At 64.1% G+C, this 16,188-nt stretch carries 11 protein-coding genes; 3 read left to right on the forward strand and 8 right to left on the reverse strand.

Going from position 1 to position 16,188, the window contains the following annotated elements:
- Nucleotides 1-56: 56 nt before the first annotated feature.
- Nucleotides 57-4,220, reverse strand: a complete 4,164-nt coding sequence (locus ACE10X_RS41790) for a VCBS domain-containing protein (RefSeq protein ID WP_375763817.1) — start codon at nt 4,218-4,220, stop codon at nt 57-59.
- Nucleotides 4,221-4,815: 595 nt separating this feature from the next.
- Here ACE10X_RS41790 and ACE10X_RS41795 point away from each other — a divergent pair.
- Entirely contained in the window at nt 4,816-5,562 is a 747-nt protein-coding gene (locus ACE10X_RS41795; RefSeq protein WP_375763818.1) for a transglutaminase-like cysteine peptidase, read from the forward strand.
- A 158-nt stretch (nt 5,563-5,720) separates the two neighbouring features.
- Here the strand turns inward: ACE10X_RS41795 and ACE10X_RS41800 are convergent, their stop codons facing one another.
- From ACE10X_RS41800 to ACE10X_RS41825, 6 genes are all read right to left on the reverse strand, one after another.
- Complete coding sequence (locus ACE10X_RS41800; protein WP_375763819.1) at nt 5,721-6,920, reverse strand: ABC transporter substrate-binding protein; 1,200 nt, start codon at nt 6,918-6,920, stop codon at nt 5,721-5,723.
- A gap of 79 nt (nt 6,921-6,999) precedes the next feature.
- Nucleotides 7,000-8,838 (reverse strand): long-chain fatty acid--CoA ligase, encoded by a 1,839-nt coding sequence (locus ACE10X_RS41805; RefSeq protein WP_304557339.1) that lies wholly within the window; start codon nt 8,836-8,838, stop codon nt 7,000-7,002.
- 141 nt (nt 8,839-8,979) lie between these two features.
- Nucleotides 8,980-9,759, reverse strand: a complete 780-nt coding sequence (locus ACE10X_RS41810) for an ABC transporter ATP-binding protein (RefSeq protein WP_038384801.1) — start codon at nt 9,757-9,759, stop codon at nt 8,980-8,982.
- Nucleotides 9,760-9,769: 10 nt separating this feature from the next.
- Entirely contained in the window at nt 9,770-10,528 is a 759-nt protein-coding gene (locus ACE10X_RS41815) for an ABC transporter ATP-binding protein (protein ID WP_038384800.1), read from the reverse strand.
- Complete coding sequence (locus ACE10X_RS41820; protein ID WP_038384799.1) at nt 10,525-11,676, reverse strand: branched-chain amino acid ABC transporter permease; 1,152 nt, start codon at nt 11,674-11,676, stop codon at nt 10,525-10,527. Before ACE10X_RS41820 ends, ACE10X_RS41815 begins: the two co-directional genes overlap by 4 nt.
- A 10-nt stretch (nt 11,677-11,686) precedes the next feature.
- On the reverse strand, nt 11,687-12,562 hold the full coding sequence (locus ACE10X_RS41825) for a branched-chain amino acid ABC transporter permease (RefSeq protein WP_018269126.1): 876 nt from the start codon (nt 12,560-12,562) through the stop codon (nt 11,687-11,689).
- 295 nt (nt 12,563-12,857) lie between these two features.
- Here ACE10X_RS41825 and ACE10X_RS41830 point away from each other — a divergent pair, with 295 nt between their 5' ends.
- On the forward strand, nt 12,858-13,610 hold the full coding sequence (locus ACE10X_RS41830; RefSeq protein ID WP_038384798.1) for an ABC transporter ATP-binding protein: 753 nt from the start codon (nt 12,858-12,860) through the stop codon (nt 13,608-13,610).
- Nucleotides 13,607-15,124, forward strand: a complete 1,518-nt coding sequence (locus ACE10X_RS41835) for a hypothetical protein (protein WP_038384797.1) — start codon at nt 13,607-13,609, stop codon at nt 15,122-15,124. Before ACE10X_RS41830 ends, ACE10X_RS41835 begins: the two co-directional genes overlap by 4 nt.
- On the opposite strand, the gene ACE10X_RS41840 is transcribed toward ACE10X_RS41835, so the two are convergent.
- Nucleotides 15,108-16,058, reverse strand: coding sequence for an alpha/beta fold hydrolase (locus ACE10X_RS41840; RefSeq protein WP_051002991.1), 951 nt, complete (start codon nt 16,056-16,058; stop codon nt 15,108-15,110). The two genes, ACE10X_RS41835 and ACE10X_RS41840, sit on opposite strands and share 17 nt — an antisense overlap.
- Nucleotides 16,059-16,188 lie beyond the last annotated feature (130 nt).

The following is a 16,188-nucleotide window of genomic DNA, read 5'->3' on the forward strand; positions in this document are numbered from 1 at the left end:
CATGCGCAGTGCACAATTAGCCGGGCCAGACCCGCGGCGGCACGGCCGCGCGTCCGTCACGTAAAATGAATGATGAAGTCGTTCTGGGACAGGCTCGCCTTGGCGACGTTGTGCAATGTGATCGTGTCTGCGCCATCCACCGTGATCAGCGTATCCGCCGAGTTCGTCGGCGATGTCGCAACATGCTGATCGAACCAGGTACTGAAGGTGCTTGCTGAGACGACCGTGGACAGGTCGATCTGGTCCTCGCCTGGCGTGAAGTTCAGGATCGTGTCGTGGTTGAAGTTCGGCGCAAACACGAACTTGTCCTGGTACCCCGATCCAAAAAATATGTCTTTGTCGCCGGTCCCCGTCAGCGTCACCGGCTGCGGCGGATCCTGCTGGACGTTGAAGATCAGATTGATCGTATCGGTTGCGCCATGGCCATCGGTCACGGAAAGCGCGATCTTGTCGGTCGCTGGAGCTGTCTGGCCGGGGTTGTAAACGAGGCCCGACGATCCAAGCGCAGTGTTGATGCCGGAGAGAAGCCCCTCCTGCGACGAAGGCGCAACGCTGCTGCCCGCACCGGGCGTCGTCGCCGCGGCCATGGTGAAGGTCTCGTCGGCCGTCGCATCGGCGTCCGTCACGGTCAGGCCGGAGATCGTCTCGGTCCCGTTGGGATGTTCGGTGATACTGACGTTGTCGGTATGGATCACAGGCGCGTCGTTGGCGCCGATCACGTCGATCGTCAGCTTCGCGGTCTCGACGGCGCCATGCGCGTCGATCGTCTCCACGTCGAACGTGTCGGCATAGGTGCCCTTGCCGAGCGCGTTGATCGCGGCAGCATCGGGAACATAGCTGTAGGTGCCGTCGGGGTTGACGGTCAGCAAGCCGTAGAGGCCTGCGATCTGCGTGACCGCGGCGTGGTCCGAATTGAGCGCGGCATAAGTCAGCGTCGCGGTTTCGCCATGGTCGACGTCGTTGCCATGGAGCGTGCCGGTCAGCGTGCCGAACGTGTCGTTGTCAGCGGTATCGGTGAGCGTGCCGGCATTGACGTCGGCGAGTGTCGGCGCGTCGTTGGCGCCGTTGATCGTGATCGTCACGGGCTCGTTGATGACGCCGCCATGGTGGTCGTCGATCTGGATCGTGTAGGTCAGCGTCAGCGTCTCGCCGAGGGCGAGATAGTCGAAATTCTGGTCCGCGGCCGAGAACGTCCAGGTCGACGATCCGATTGAACCGCCGGTCGCGTCCGTCAACGTACCCAGCGACAGCCAGTTCAGGATCGTGGACTCGTCGGGCAGGCCCGTGATCGCCCCGGATTCGGCGACGCCGGTGATGGTCATGATGTGGGTGTCGCTGAGATCCACATCGGTGAACATCACGGTGCCCGATGCGCTGTCCGGCGTCGATGAACCGGTCGTATCGGGTTGTTCGGGGATGATGGCCGCCTGAGGCGCCGACGTGACGACCGGCGCGTCATTGCTGCCGGTAATCGTGATCGTCACCGGTTGGCTGATCACGCCGCCATGATGGTCATTGACCTCGACCGTATAGGTCAGCGTCAGTGTCTCACCGTCGGCAAGATAATCGAAATTGCGGTCGGCGGCCGAGAAGGTCCAGGCTTGGGATCCGGCGACTCCGCCGGTCGAATCGGTCAGCGTCCCCAGCGAGAGCCAGTTCAGGATCGTCGACTCGTCCTCAGGCAGGCCTATGGTCGTTCCGGATTCCGCGACGGCGGTGATGGACACGATGTGGGTGTCGCTGAGATCGACGTCGGCAAATGTCACCGCGCCCTGGGCCACGTCGAGCTTGATCGATCCGGTCTCGCCGATCATCTCGGGGACCGTGGCGGTCGGCGGCTCCGACGTGAACGTCGGCGCGTCGTTGGTGCCCGTGATGGTGATGGTGACGGGCTGGGTCACGACACCGCCGTGGTGGTCGTCGACCTGGATCAGGTAAGTCAGCGTCAACGTCTCGCCGACGGCGAGATAGTCGAAATTCCCGTCGGCGGCCGAGAAGGTCCAGGCGCGCGATCCGGTTACGCCGCCGGTCGAATCCGTCAGCGTGCCGAGCGACATCCAGCCCAATATCGTCGCCTGATCGGGCAGCCCCGTGGTCACGCCCGTTTCGGTGACGCCGGCCACGATGACGCTGTGGGTGTCGCTGAGATCGACATCGACGAAGGTCACGGTACCGGATGCGGTATCCGGCACGACCGAACCGGTCGTCTCCTCGGCTTCAGTGATGGCGGCCGCCTGGGTCGGCGAGGTGATCACCGGCCTGTCGTCGGTACCGACGATCGTGATGGTGACCGTCAGCGTGACGACGCCGCCCTGATGGTCGTCGATCTGGATCGTGTAGGTCAGCGTCAGCGTCTCGCCGGCGGCGAGATAATCGAAGCTCCTGTCGGCGGCCGAGAACGTCCAGGAGCGCGATCCCGTCACGCCATCGGTCGAATCGGTCAGCGCGCCCAGCGACAGCCAGCTCAGCACGGTGGCATGGCCGGCAAGTCCGCTGGTGACGCCGGCCTCGGTGACGCCGGTGATGGTGACCGTATGCGTGTCGGTCAGATCCGCATCGGTAAATGTCAGCGTGCCATGCGCCGTATCGGGCTGGGCGGAATTCGTCGTTGCGGCGAGTTCGGTGATCGAACCGGCCTGCGCCGAGGACGTCACCGCCGGCGTGTCGTTGGTGCCGGTGATCGTGATGGTGAAGGTCTTGAACGTGGTCTCGTTGTTCGGCGCGAAATTGTTATCGACGCGCGCGACATAGGTCAGCGTCAGCGTCTCCCCGGCGGCCAGGAAGTCGAACGCGCTGTCGGCAAGGTTGTAGGTCCAGGTCGCCGAACCGGCATTCTTGTTGTTCGGATTGGGCTCGAGCAGCAACGGGATCTCGACGGCCTTGATGGCCGCAAGCTGCGCCGCCGTCAGCGATGAGGTGACGTCGCTGCCGTTGGCGTCCCGGTAGCTGAACGCGGAATAGTCGACCTTCGCACTCGGCGTGTCACCGACATTGAGGTCCAGCCATTTGATCTGGCCCGTCGCGGTGTCGAACAGCCCGCTCTGGGTCAGCCCCGACCGCTCGGTAAACACCGCGTCCTGGGTCACGACTTGCGGCGGCCCCGGGATGTGATCGAGCCTGCTGTTGGGAGCGCCGCCGGCCTGAGGTCCGGTCGTGTTGACGAACGTCAGCAGAATGATGATCGGCGCGCCACTGTCGCTGCTGGTGAGCTTGAAGCTGGTCGACACCGGGACGACGCTGTCCGTGAAGTTCGTCGTGAGCTTGGTATTAGGATTGTTGTTGTCGGTGAACTTCAGCGCGAAGACGTCGGAGATGAGCTTCTGCGCATCGGTCGACAGTTGCGCCGACGAGACGAAGCTGACGCTGCCCTGGCCGTTGACGATGGTCTGGGTGCCGGCCTGATCGACGGTCGCGATCGGATTGAGCGTCGTCTTGTCGAACAGGATGTAGGAGCCGGTGCTGCCATCGGGCTCGACCAGCACCTGGAATTTGGCCGGCGGCACGCCGCCGGTGCCCTGCACGTCGAAATCGATCTCGACCAGCACCGCGGTACCGCGGATGCCCATGGTCGCGACCGGCGTATCGACCTTCATGTCGCCGTGCTTGGCGGTCGCGCCGGCAACGAAGGAGATCGTGCCCGAGACCAGACTCATCAGCGACGAATTGCTCGACCCGTTCGGGTCGTAGATCATTTCGTTCAGCACCATCTTGGCGCTCGGTCCGAGACCGAACACGGTGCCGTCGATGAAGGTGATGCCGAGCGTCGAGTCGCCGCCGGACTGCACAACGTCACCCTTGTTGACGTTGTCGCCCTGGTTCAGGACGATCGCGACGCCATTGCGGATGGCCGTGGCGTTCCCGGTCAGCTTGGTGACATGGCCGATGACCTTAGCCGGTTCCGCCGCGCCGGCCTGGGCATATTGGGTATAGCCTGTGAGTGCGCCGACGAGTTCGCCCGTGAGATGCGCGCCGTCAGGCGACGCCAGCGGCGCGCGCTTCTCGCCCTTGAAGTAGTCGTGCAGGACGAGTTCCCGATCGTCCTTCGCGATGACGAGATCGACCCCGGTCCGCTTGAAGTCCCCGGTGAACAGCAATTGCCCGTCGTCGACGATGATCGCGCCGGGCGGAGCATGCGTGGAAACACTGTCGACGTGCACGTATCCACGGGCATAAGCGTCCGTGTTCGGCAACAGGCCGTCGAATTTCTCGACAAAGTTCACTGCGGATCACCGCACGAGAGTTAATATTGTTAAAATATCCGAATGATTATGCCTGCATATCATCGGATAAAGCTTGGCGAAACCACTCTGTGCTTGCGCAAGGTGGCCCTGTAGTGCGGTTTGACTGGGTGTGACTTGGCTCACGCTGTGAAGAGCCGTGTAGTTTGGATTCGCTTGACGGTACCATAAGGTGGGATTTAAGCCAAGATACGTACTGAGCCACGTATTCGTGGTATTGATTGGCATTTCTGTACTTGCCTCTATTTCCCCATAGCCCAGAGCGGGCATTTGACCCCAATTTCCCGGCCAAAGCTGTGACTTAGCTTACAAATCACAGCAGTCCCGTGCGCGGACCGGCCGGGTTAACCAGAAGGCAAGGATGAGTTGCAAAGCAGTGGAAAAAGGTTCGCCGCTTCCTTTCACAAACCGGTAAAGTTTTCGGGACCCCAAGCAGGCGCCCTTTAGCCTCTTCCCCTGATTCCCCACATCTTAAGTCGATTCGAAGGGATCGTTCGCCATGCTGCCCGGCATGAAACGATCCGGTCGCGTGCGCGGTGCAATATCCACCCGCCGATGAGCGGACAGGGGGTGTCAGATGAGATTCTCGCTTCGCCCGCTTGCGCTGCGCGCCGTCATGCTGGGCTTTGGCCTGGCCCTGGCCGCGCCGGTTGCCGAGCTCAATGCCGCTTCGCTGCTCTCGCCCGGTCCGGCGACGCTGATCGGAAAGTCGACCGAGCCGTTCGGCCTGACGACCAGCCTGCTTGCCGACGGCGGCCTGTACGACAAATGGCTCGGCGTGCAGCGCCAACTCGCCGACGAATTGGAGCAATTGGCAGCCTGCGAGAGCGACCGCGCCGGCTGTGCGTCGCCGGCGGCACTGCGATTCCTGGCGATCGTCGATGCCGGACGGGCGCGTCAGGGTCGCGCCCGGCTCGGCGAGATCAACCGCACGATCAACCTTGCGATCCGTCCGGGCAGCGATCTTGCGGCCTATGGCGAGCCCGACGTCTGGGCGACGCCGCTCGCCACATTCGCCCGCGGCAGCGGCGATTGCGAGGACTATGCGATCGCGAAATTGGTGGCGCTGCGCAAGGCCGGCGTCGCGCCGGAAGATTTGCGGATCGTCGTCCTGCATGACCTCGTCGGCGGCGAGGACCATGCGGTGGTCGCCGCGCGGCTCGATGGCCGCTGGCTGACGCTCGACAACCGCCGCATGGCAATGATCGAGGACAGCGACATCAGGAGTTTTCGGCCGACCTTCGTGATCGACCAGCATGGCGTCAGCCGCTATGTCGATGCCCCGCTCGTCGCCGAGGCCGCGTGGCGGCCGGCGGCGAGGTAACTGACTGCGTCATTCCGGGGCGATGCGAAGCATCGAACCCAATTCGCAATTGCGAATTGGGGAATCTCGAGGTTCCCCGGTGCGCAACTGCGCACCTGCGGTCTGGTGCTGACGCACCATCCCGGAACGACGGTCTCGAGGAAGGTCCCGCACCCCCCTCAGAACATCAGATTGTCCTTCACCAGCACCCAGCGGCCGCCCTTGACCTGCTGCACCTGGGTGATGGTGTTGGCGAGATGATCCGTCTTGGAGAACTTGGTCGGCGGCGAGCTGAAGATGTCGAGGAATTTGTCGCCTGATTCCAGCGAGTCCAGCATCTTCTGGCCGGTGAAATCCTTACCCGCCTTCTGGGCGTAGAAGGCGAAGGTCATCACCGCGTTGTAGCCGATGATCGCCTGGGTATTGGCGTCGGTGTTGAACATCTTTTTGTAGTTCACCAGCCAGTCCTTCACCTTGCCCTTGGCCGTGTCCTCGTAGGGGATTTCGAAGCCCGACGCCGCATAGAGCCCTTCGACGGCTTCCTTGCCGAGCGCCGGCACTTCGAGCACGTTGGTCGGGGTGGCGCCGAGGAAGGTCACGTCCCAGCCGAGCTTCTTCGCTTCGTTCATCGCGCCGATGGTCTCGCGGATCACGGTGCCGAGCACGACGAGGTCGCAGCCGTCGGCCTTCATCTTGGCGACCTGCGCCGAGAAGTCGGAGGCGCCGCGCTTGTAGCTCGTGACCGAGGCCGGCTGCACCTTCATCGCGCCGAGCTGCTGGGTGAAGCCGTCGAGCACGTTTTTGCCGTACTCGTCATCCTGATGCATGATGCAGGGCTTCTTGAAGTTCTTCCACTCCATCATGTATTTGAGCGCGGCGCGCGTGCTCTCGACATAGGGCAGGAGGTTGTTGAACTTCAACCGCTCCTGCGGCTTGGCGGGATCGAACTTGAAGGTGAATTCGGCGGCCGTGAGCGGGAACAGCTGCAACACGCCGGCATCGAACAGGACGTCCTGCGCGGCGAGCACGGTCGGCGAGCCCATCGGCCCGATCATCGCGAACACCTTGTCGCGCTCGACCATCTTCTGCGAGGCCAGCACCGCCTTCTTCGGATCGTAGCCGTTATCCTCCAGGATCATCTTGATCTTGCGGCCGTTGATGCCGCCGCCGGCGTTGATCTCCTCGACCGCCATCTTCATGCCGTTGGACACCGGAACGCCCCAGACCTTGATCGGGCCGGACAAGTCCTGGTGCGTTCCGATCACGATCTCGGTCGGCGAGATGCCTTCATTGGTAACCTTGGTCTGGGCTGCGGCCGGCAGACAGGTCAGCGCCAGCGCGCTCACCGCAAGGCCCAGCGCCTTCAGCGATTTCGACATTGCAGTCTCCTCCTTGCATGGCCCATGTTGAGCGAAGGGTCGGGCCGGCTCGCTCCCTCGCCAATTTCCTTCTCTTCGGCTATGCCACCGCCCGCTCGCCGTACATGGCGTCGATCTCGGCGGCGTAGCGCTTGTTCACGAAGCTGCGCTTCAGCTTCATGGTCGGCGTCAGCTCCTCGTCCTCGGGCGTGAGCTGGCGCTCGATCAGATAGAATTTCTTGACGGTCTCTACGCGCGCGAACTTCACGTTAACCGCCTCGACCTCGCGCTGGATCAGATCCTGGATTTCGCGGGCGCGGCACAGGCTCGCGTAATTGGTGAAGGGGATGTCGTGATCCTGGGCGTATTTCTCGACATTCTCCTGGTCGATCATGATCAGGCAGGTGAGATACGGCCGCTTGTCGCCGATCACGACCGCGTCCGAGACGTAAGGCGAGAATTTGAGCTGGTTCTCGATCTCGGACGGCGTGATGTTCTTGCCGCCGGAGGTGATGATGATGTCCTTCATCCGGTCGGTAATCTTGACATAGCCTTCATTGTCGATCGTGCCGACGTCGCCGGTGTGCAGCCAGCCTTTGGCGTCTATCGTCTCGGCGGTCCTCTCCGGCTGGTTGAGATAGCCCATGAACAGGAAGTCGCCCTTGATCAGGATCTCGCCCTTCGGGCAGATCATCACCTCGCCCCAGGGCGCGGCCTTGCCGACCGAGCCGAGCTTGATGCGGTCCGCCGGCATCATGGTCGCGACGCCGCAATTCTCGGTCTGGCCGTAGACCTCGCGCATGTCGATGCCGAGCGCGAGATACCAGCGGATCAGATCCGGCGAGATCGGTGCGGCGCCGGTCAATGCGATCCGGCAGCGGTCGAGCCCGAGCATGCGGCGGATGTTGCGGAACACCAGCCAATAGGCCGCGCGGTTGGCGAGCCGCAGCGACAAGGGGGGCGTCTTGCCCTGCAGCCGGCACTCGGTCATCCGGTTGCCGATCGCGAGCGCACGGGCGTACATCCAGTTCTGGAACGGGGTCGCATCCTTCAGCGCGATGGTGATGCCGGAATAGAACTTCTCCCAGATTCGGGGCACCGCGAGGAACGCGGTCGGCTGCACCTCGCGCAGATTATCCGGCACCGTCTCCGGGCTCTCGGCGAAGTTCATCACCGACCCCAGCGCGAGCGAGATGTAATAGCCGCCGACCCGCTCGGCGACATGGCAGAGCGGCAGGAACACCAGCCGCTCCTCGCTGTCGGTCGAGGGGTAGAGATCGTTGGCGTGGCGCATCTGGTGCGTCACGCTGCGGTTGGAGTGCATCGCGCCCTTCGGCGGGCCCGTGGTGCCGGACGTGTAGACCAGGATCGCGAGATCGGAGGCGGTGCGGCTGCCGGTCATCTCGTCCCACAAGGCATCGTTGCCCTGCGCATGGTTGCGGCCGAGCGCGGTGAATTCGGCAAGCGACAGCACCATCGGATCGGAGAAGCCGGAGAGGCCCTCCATGTCGAACACGACGATCTTCTCCAGCGTCGGGCAGCGCGAGCGGCAGGTCAGCACCTTGTCGAGTTGCTCCTCGTCCTCGACGAAGATCACCCGCGTGTGGGAATCATTGATGAGGTATTCGACCTGCGCCGCCGAATCGGTCGGATAGATGCCGGACGAGACGCCGCCGGCGCACAGGATGCCCATGTCGGCATAGACCCATTCCGGCACCGCGTTGGCGATGATCGAGCCAACGTCGCCGGGGCGGAAGCCGGTCGCATGCAGGCCGAAAGCGATGTCCTTGGAAATCTGCAGCCATTCGCGCCAGCTGGTCGGTTGCCAGATGCCGAACTTTTTCTCGCGGATCGCGGGCCTGTCGCCACGCGTCTGAACCGCGAGCAGAAAGCTCCTCGCGATCGTGTCGGCAACCGTCAGCACCGCTGGTCCTGCCATGCGCGCTCCCTCCTCTGCCGCCCGTCTCACCCGCCGGCCCCTTGGTGCCGGTCTTGTTGGCGAAACTGGCCTGAAATCTAGCTCCAACTCTGTTGCAGTGCCAAACCTTCCTCGGCGCCAATTTTCAGCGCCAAGTCCTGCTCAACGCCACGTCTTCTTCTTTTTCCAGCGCCGCTCGCCCCGCGCGCCGGCTTCCTTGGCGCCGAGATAGAACTCCTGGATATCGGGTGAATTCATCAGCCGCTCGCAGGTATCGTTCATGACGACGCGGCCGATCTCCAGCACATAGCCGTAATGCGCCGTCTCCAGCGCGATCTTGGCATTCTGCTCGACCAGCAGGATCGACATACCCTGCTCCTCATTGACGCGGCGGATGATGGTGAAGATCTCCTTCACCAGGATCGGCGACAGCCCGAGCGACGGCTCATCGAGCAGCAGCAACGTCGGCCGGTTCATCAGCGCCCGCCCGATCGCCAGCATCTGCTGCTCGCCGCCCGAAAGCTGCCCGGCTGGCTGGCCGAGCCGCTCCCTCAGCCGTGGAAAATAGCTGTAGACGCGCTCGAGGTCCTGCGCCACACCGTCGCGGTCCTTGCGCAGATAGGCGCCCATCATCAGGTTTTCGCGTACCGACAGGAACGGAAACACCTCGCGCCCCTCCGGCACGTGGCTCAGGCCGAGCCGCACGATCCGGTCGGCCTCCATGCGCTGGATCGGCTTGCCGAGGAATTCGATCGAGCCCTTCTGTGGGTCGAGGATGCCGGAGATCGTCTTCAGGACCGTGGTCTTGCCGGCGCCGTTGGCGCCGAGCAGCGTCACGATCCGGCCGCGCGGCACCTCGAGGCTGATGCCGCGGATCGCCATGATCGGCCCGTAATAGCTTTCGATGTTGGAGAGTTTCAGGATGATGTCCGCTGTGCTCATGGCATCATCCTCATGCGCCGAGATACGCTGCGACGACGTCGGGATGGTGCTGCACCTCGGACGGCGAGCCCATCGCCAGCACGCGGCCGTAGTTCAGCGCGATGACGCGGTCGGAGACGCGGTTGACCAGCGTCATGTCGTGCTCGACCATCAGCACCGTGATGCCGAGCTCGCTCTTCATGTCGCGGATCCAGAACGACATGTCGTCGGTCTCCTCGACATTGAGGCCGGAGGACGGCTCGTCGAGCAGGATCAGCTTTGGCTCCGAGCACAGCGCACGCGCCAGCTCGATCACCTTGCGCACGCCGTAAGGCAGTCCCGAGATCAGCTTGTCGCGGTAGGGCTCGAGATCGAGGAACTCGATCACCTGCTCGACACGGCGGCGATGCGCCTTCTCACCGGCGCGGACGCTCGGCAGGAACAACAGCTCCTGCCAGAGCCGGGTGCTGGAATGGCGATGGCGGCCGACCAGGAGATTGCTCAGCACGGTCGCGTTCTCGAACAGCTCGATGTTCTGGAAGGTGCGGGCGATGCCGAGTTTCGCGATGTCGTAGGCCGGCTCCTGGGTAATGTCCTGATCCTCGAAGAAGATCCTGCCGGAGGTCGGCGGATAGATCCGCGAGATCAGATTGAAGATCGAGCTCTTGCCGGCGCCATTGGGCCCGATGATCGAGAGGATCTCACCCTTCTCGACCGCGAAGCTGACGGCATCGACCGCCTTGAGGCCCCCGAAATGCAGCGACAGGTTCTCGGCGCGGAAATAGCTCATCTGTTCCGCTCCGATTTCACGTAGATCTTCTGCCGCTTGAAGGTCGCGCGCTTGTAGAGCGGGAACAGCTGGAAGAAGAGCTTGATCTTGAGCCAGCGGCCGTAGAGTCCGAGCGGCTCAAACAGCACGAACAGCACGATGATGATGCCGTAGATCGCGCCCTTCAGTCCGTTGGCGGAGGCGAAGGCTGCGACCGCGTCCTGGATGTGGCCCGCGCGCGCGGTGCCGGCGCCGAGGGTCGCAGCAATGCCGCCGATCACGCCGGGCATATCGTCCTTCAGATAGGTCAGGAACGGATCGATCATGACCAGGAAGATCGCGCCCAGCACCGCGCCGTGCAGGCTGAACGTGCCGCCGATCAGGATCACGATGATGAACTCGATCGAGAGCTGCAGCGTGAACATCTCGGGCGAGATGAAGGACAGCTTGTGCGCGAACAGCACGCCGGCAAAGCCGGTGATCGCCGCCGAGATCGCGAACGACTTCACCTTGTAGAGCGCGACATTGATGCCCATGCTGCGCGCCGCGGTCTCGCTGTCGCGGATCGCGACGAAGGCGCGCCCGGTCGGCGAGCGCAGCAGATTGAGCGTGCCGACGATGGTCAGCACCAGCACCGCAAGGCAGAGATAATAGAAGGTCGGGCCGTCGCGCGACACCGTGGTGCCGAGCAGCTGCATGGTCTTGACCCGCATGCCCTCATTGCCGTTGGTGACGCTTTCCCAGCGCGCCAGGATCTCCTCGACGATGAACGCAAAGGAGATGGTCGCGATCACCAGATAGATGCCCTGCAGCCGCAGCGCCGGAAATCCGACCAGCGCGCCGACCACGCCGGTCAACAGCCCCGCGGCGAGGAAGTAGAGCGGGAACGGCACGTTGAACTGCTGCAGATAGGCCGCAGTGTAGGCGCCGATCGCCAGAAACGCGGCATGGCCGAGCGAGGCCTGTCCGGTGAAGCCGGTCAGGATCAAGAGCCCGACGCCGACGGTCGCGTAGATGCAGACGAAGACCAGTTGGCTCATCAGATAGCTCGAGAGCACGTAGGGCGCGATCAGCAGCACCGCCAGCAACAGGCCGTAGGAATAGATGTAGCCCGAATGCGGGAACAGCTTGATGTCGTCTTCGTAATCGGTCTTGAAGAGAAACCGCATGTGTCGCTCCTCAGACCTTCTTGCGGACATGAAGGCCGAACAGGCCCTCGGGCTTGAGCAGCAGCACCGCGAGCAGCACGATGTAGGGCGCGACGTCCTTCCATCCCTGCGGCAAATAGAAGCCGGCCATGCTCTCGATCACGCCGATCAGGACACCGCCGACCACGGCGCCCGGGATCGAGCCGAAGCCGCCGAGCACCGCGGCCGGAAACGCCTTCAACCCCAGCACCAGGCCGACATTGGAATGAATGAAGGTGATCGGCGCCAGCAGCACGCCGGCGCAGGTCGCGACCGCGGCCGAGATCGCCCAGACGATCGAGACCACCCGCTTGACCGGAATGCCCATGTAATAGGCAGCCAGCATGTTCTCCGAACTGGCGCGCATCGCGGTGCCGAGCGTGGTGCGGTTGAAGAACAGATAGAGCAGCGCACACAGGATGATGGTCGCCGCGATCACCGACAGCTTGTCGTAGGCGAGCACCAGGCTGCCGATCCGCAGGACGCCCTGGCTGAACGGCGTCTCGATCTTGAAGTCGTCGGTGCCCCAGATCATGCCGGAGATCGAGCGCAGGAAATAGCCGAGCCCGATCGTCGCCATGATGATGGAGAACTGTGGATAGCCGAGGATCGGCCGCACCACGAGCCGCTCGGCCAGCATGCCGAACAGCGCCATGCAGATCACCGCGCCGGCGAACCCGACCCAGTAATTCAGCCCGAGCATGCCGATGAAGGTGAAGGCGAAAAAGCCGCCCAGCATCATCAAATCGCCTTGCGCGAAATTGACGACCTCGGTTGCCTTGTAGACCAGCACGAAGCCGAGCGCGATCAGGCCGTAAACGCAGCCGAGCGCGATGCCGCTGACGAGCTGCTGAACGAAGTCCAGCATCGTTCCCTCCCCGATGCCCGGCGATTCTTATCCGATCGCTCGTTGCATCCCGCCTTCACGCCCTTGTGTCTGGAGCGCTGAAAGCCGCCTATGTCCGCCGCGATTGAGCCAAAAGGCCCGATCCCTGTCAACAAACCGCTGTTGTCGCTGTATCATCACATTTGCGGAGATTTGCCGCAGCACGGACTAATACGGGTATCACCTTTGATTTGCCCCATGCGATTCACTGCACCGAAACGGTTTTTGTCCAAGCTTTGCGCAACCGACGAGCGAACTTCCGGATCGCCACCACGCCATGACACCTGAACTGTCCGCACTCGCCGTGCGAGGGTTAACCAAGCGCTTTGACCGCCCGGCGGTCGACGCGCTCGATCTCACGATCCGTGTCGGCGAATTCTATGCGCTGCTCGGGCCGAACGGCGCCGGCAAGACCACGACGCTGCGCATGGTGGCGGGGCTATTGCGGCCCGATGCCGGCTCGGTGTCGATCCTCGGCATCGACGCGCTCGCCGATCCGGTCGCCGCCAAGCAGATCATGGCCTGGGTGTCCGACGAGCCGATGATCTACGACAAGCTGACGCCGCTGGAATATCTCGAATTCGTCGCCGGCCTGTGGGGCATCGATCCGCGCACGTCGGAGAGTTCGGCGCGCGATCTCCTGATGTCGCTCGGGCTCGAGCCGCATCTCAACGAGCGCTGCGAAGGCTTCTCCAAGGGCATGCGCCAAAAGGTGGCGCTCGCCGGCGCGCTGGTGCACGATCCCCGCCTGATCATTCTCGACGAGCCGCTGACCGGCCTCGACGCGCTGTCGGCGCGTCACGTCAAGGGGCTGCTGCAGGAGCGCGTCCGCGCCGGCTGCACCGTGATCATGACGACCCACATTCTCGAAGTCGCCGAGCGGATGGCCGACCGGATCGGCGTGATCGCGGCCGGCAGGCTGATTGCCGAGGGCACGCTGGCCGAGCTGCGCGAGCAGAACGGCCGCAACGACACCACCCTCGAGGATATGTTCATCGCGCTGGTCGATACCGAAGCGGCGGCGGCGTGAGCTCGGTCGCCCACCTCACCTGGTTCGCGCGCCACGAATTCCGCCTGGCGTGGCGCGAATGGCTGGCCATGATGACCGGCGGCCGGCGCCGGCGCAATCGCGCCGTGATCGGCCTCTTGATCTTCGCGGCGATCCTGCATCTGCCGGCTTATGCCGTGGTCAGCCGCTATGCCGACCTGCGGTTTCCGCTCGACCCGTCGTCGCTGATCGTGCTGACCGCGACGATCTTCCTGGCCTGGGCGCTGATGCTCTCGCAGGCGATCGAGTCGGTGACGCGCGTGTTCTACGCCCGCGCCGATCTCGATTTGATCATGTCGTCGCCGGCAAAACTCACCAACATCTTCTCGATCCGGATCGCCGCGATCGCGCTGACGGTGAGCAGCATGGCGCTCTTGCTGTCGACGCCGTTCATCGACGTGCTGGTCTATCTCGGCGGCCCGCGCTGGCTCGCCGGCTTCGGCGTCGTCCTTGCGATCGGGCTGTCGGCGGCCGCCACCGCGATCGCCGTCACCGCGTTCCTGTTCCGACTGATCGGGCCGAGCCGGACGCGGCTGGTGGCGCAGGTCGTCTCCGCCGTGATCGGTGCGGGCTTCGTCATCGCGCTGCAGGTCGTGGCCGTGCTGTCCTACGGCACGCTGTCGCGCTTTGCCTTTCTGACCTCGGAAACCGCGGCGCGAATTGCCCCCGCCCCCGACAGCCTGCTGTGGTGGCCGGCACGGGCATCGCTCGGCGACCTCGAAATCATGATGCTGCTGCTCGCCGCAGCGCTGGTGATGCTTGGCGGCGTGATGGCGATATTCGCACACCGGTTCGCGGATACGGTCGCCAGCGTCGCCGCCAACCCGGCTGCGGTGACGCGGGGGCGCGTGCGCGCGTTCCGGGCGGGCTCGCGGCAGCAGGCGCTGCGGCGCAAGGAATTCTTGCTGCTGCGCCGCGATCCCTGGCTGCTGTCGCAGAGCCTGATGCAGATGCTCTATCTGCTGCCGCCGGCGCTGATGCTGTGGCGCAGCTTCTCCGGTACGTCGACCGCGATCGTGCTGATTACGCCCGTCATCGTGATGGCCGCAGGCCAGCTCGCCGGCGGGCTCGCATGGCTGACCATCTCCGGCGAGGACGCGCCCGATCTGGTGGCGACCGCGCCGCTGCCGCCGTCACGCGTGACCCGCGCCAAGGTCGAGGTGGTCCTGTTCGCAATCGCCGTGGTCTTCGCCCCGCTGGTGGCCGCGCTGGCGTTTGCCTCGCCAGGGCAGGCCGCGGTCACGGCGATCGCGATCATCATCGCGACCGCATCCGCCGCCGCTGTCCAGCTCTGGTTCCGCGCGCAGGCCAAGCGCAGCCAATTCCGCCGGCGTCAGACCTCCTCCCGCATCGCCACTTTCGCGGAAGCCTTCTCCTCGATCGGCTGGGCCGCAACCGCGGCGCTGGCCCTGACAATCCCGACGGCCGCGCTGGTCAGCGGCATTCTGACGCTGCTGACGCTTGCCATCGCCTGGAAGATCAGCCCGCGGCGCTAGCCTTCATCACCTCCAGCACTGCGGCGGCAAACGCCTCCGACGCTTCCTGCGGCAGATTGTGGCCGGCATGCGGAATCAGGCGATGGGCCAGGCGGCCAGTGTACTTTGCCGCGGTGCGACTGCCGTCGGTCGCGAACGTCACGCCGTCGTCGGCGCCGTCGAGCGAGATGGCGGGGACCCTGATGACAGGCAATGTGTCGAGCCGCCGCTGCAAATCCGCATATTGCGGATCCCCATCGACAACGCCGTAGCGGTGCCGATAACTGTGGATCACGACGTCGACATAATCAGGATTGTCGAACGCGACCGCAGTCCGCTCGAAGCAGGCGTCGTCGAACGCCCAGCTCGGCGACCATTGCGACCACAGGATTTTGGCGATGCCGCGCCGGTTGGCGGCGAGCCCCGCCCGCCCCCGCTCGAGCTGGAAGTAGTACTGATACCACAGCGCCACCTCGCGATCCGGCGGCGCCGGCACCATTGCACGTGCGATGTCCTGGATCATGTAGCCGTTGGTGCAGACGAGTCCGATGCATCTTTCCGGCCACAGCGCCGCACCGATCGATGCGGCGCGGCCGCCCCAGTCATAGCCGGCGAACACCGCGCGCTCGATGCCGAGCGCGTCCATCAGCGCCATCATGTCGGCGCCGACCGCCGCCTGCTCGCCCGAGCGTGGCGTTGACTTGTCGCGGAAGGCCGTCGGTCCGTAGCCGCGCAGATAGGGCACGATGACCCGACAGCCTTGCGCCGCCAGCAGGGGCGCGACGTCCACGTAGGAGTGGATGTCGTAGGGGAAGCCATGCATCAGCATCACGGCCGGCCCATCGGATGGGCCCGCTTCGTAATAGGCGATGTTGAGCACACCGGCGTCGACCCGGCGCAATGGTTCGAGCCGCCTGGTCGAAGGCGCGCGCGGCGCGGAGGCAGTGTCAGTCACGCATAGCTCCCTGATCCTGGTTGTTTGCGCGGCATTCTAGCGCGTCTCGACGCAACAATCCGTCGGATCGCGTTGCAGTCGGCGCCATGGAGCGATGCGCCGGCCTCATCATGACGGCGCGCCAATTGCG

Origin of the sequence: Bradyrhizobium sp. Pha-3, from assembly GCF_042258325.1 — a bacterium.
In the GTDB taxonomy this organism is placed as follows: Bacteria; Pseudomonadota; Alphaproteobacteria; order Rhizobiales; family Xanthobacteraceae; genus Bradyrhizobium; species Bradyrhizobium elkanii.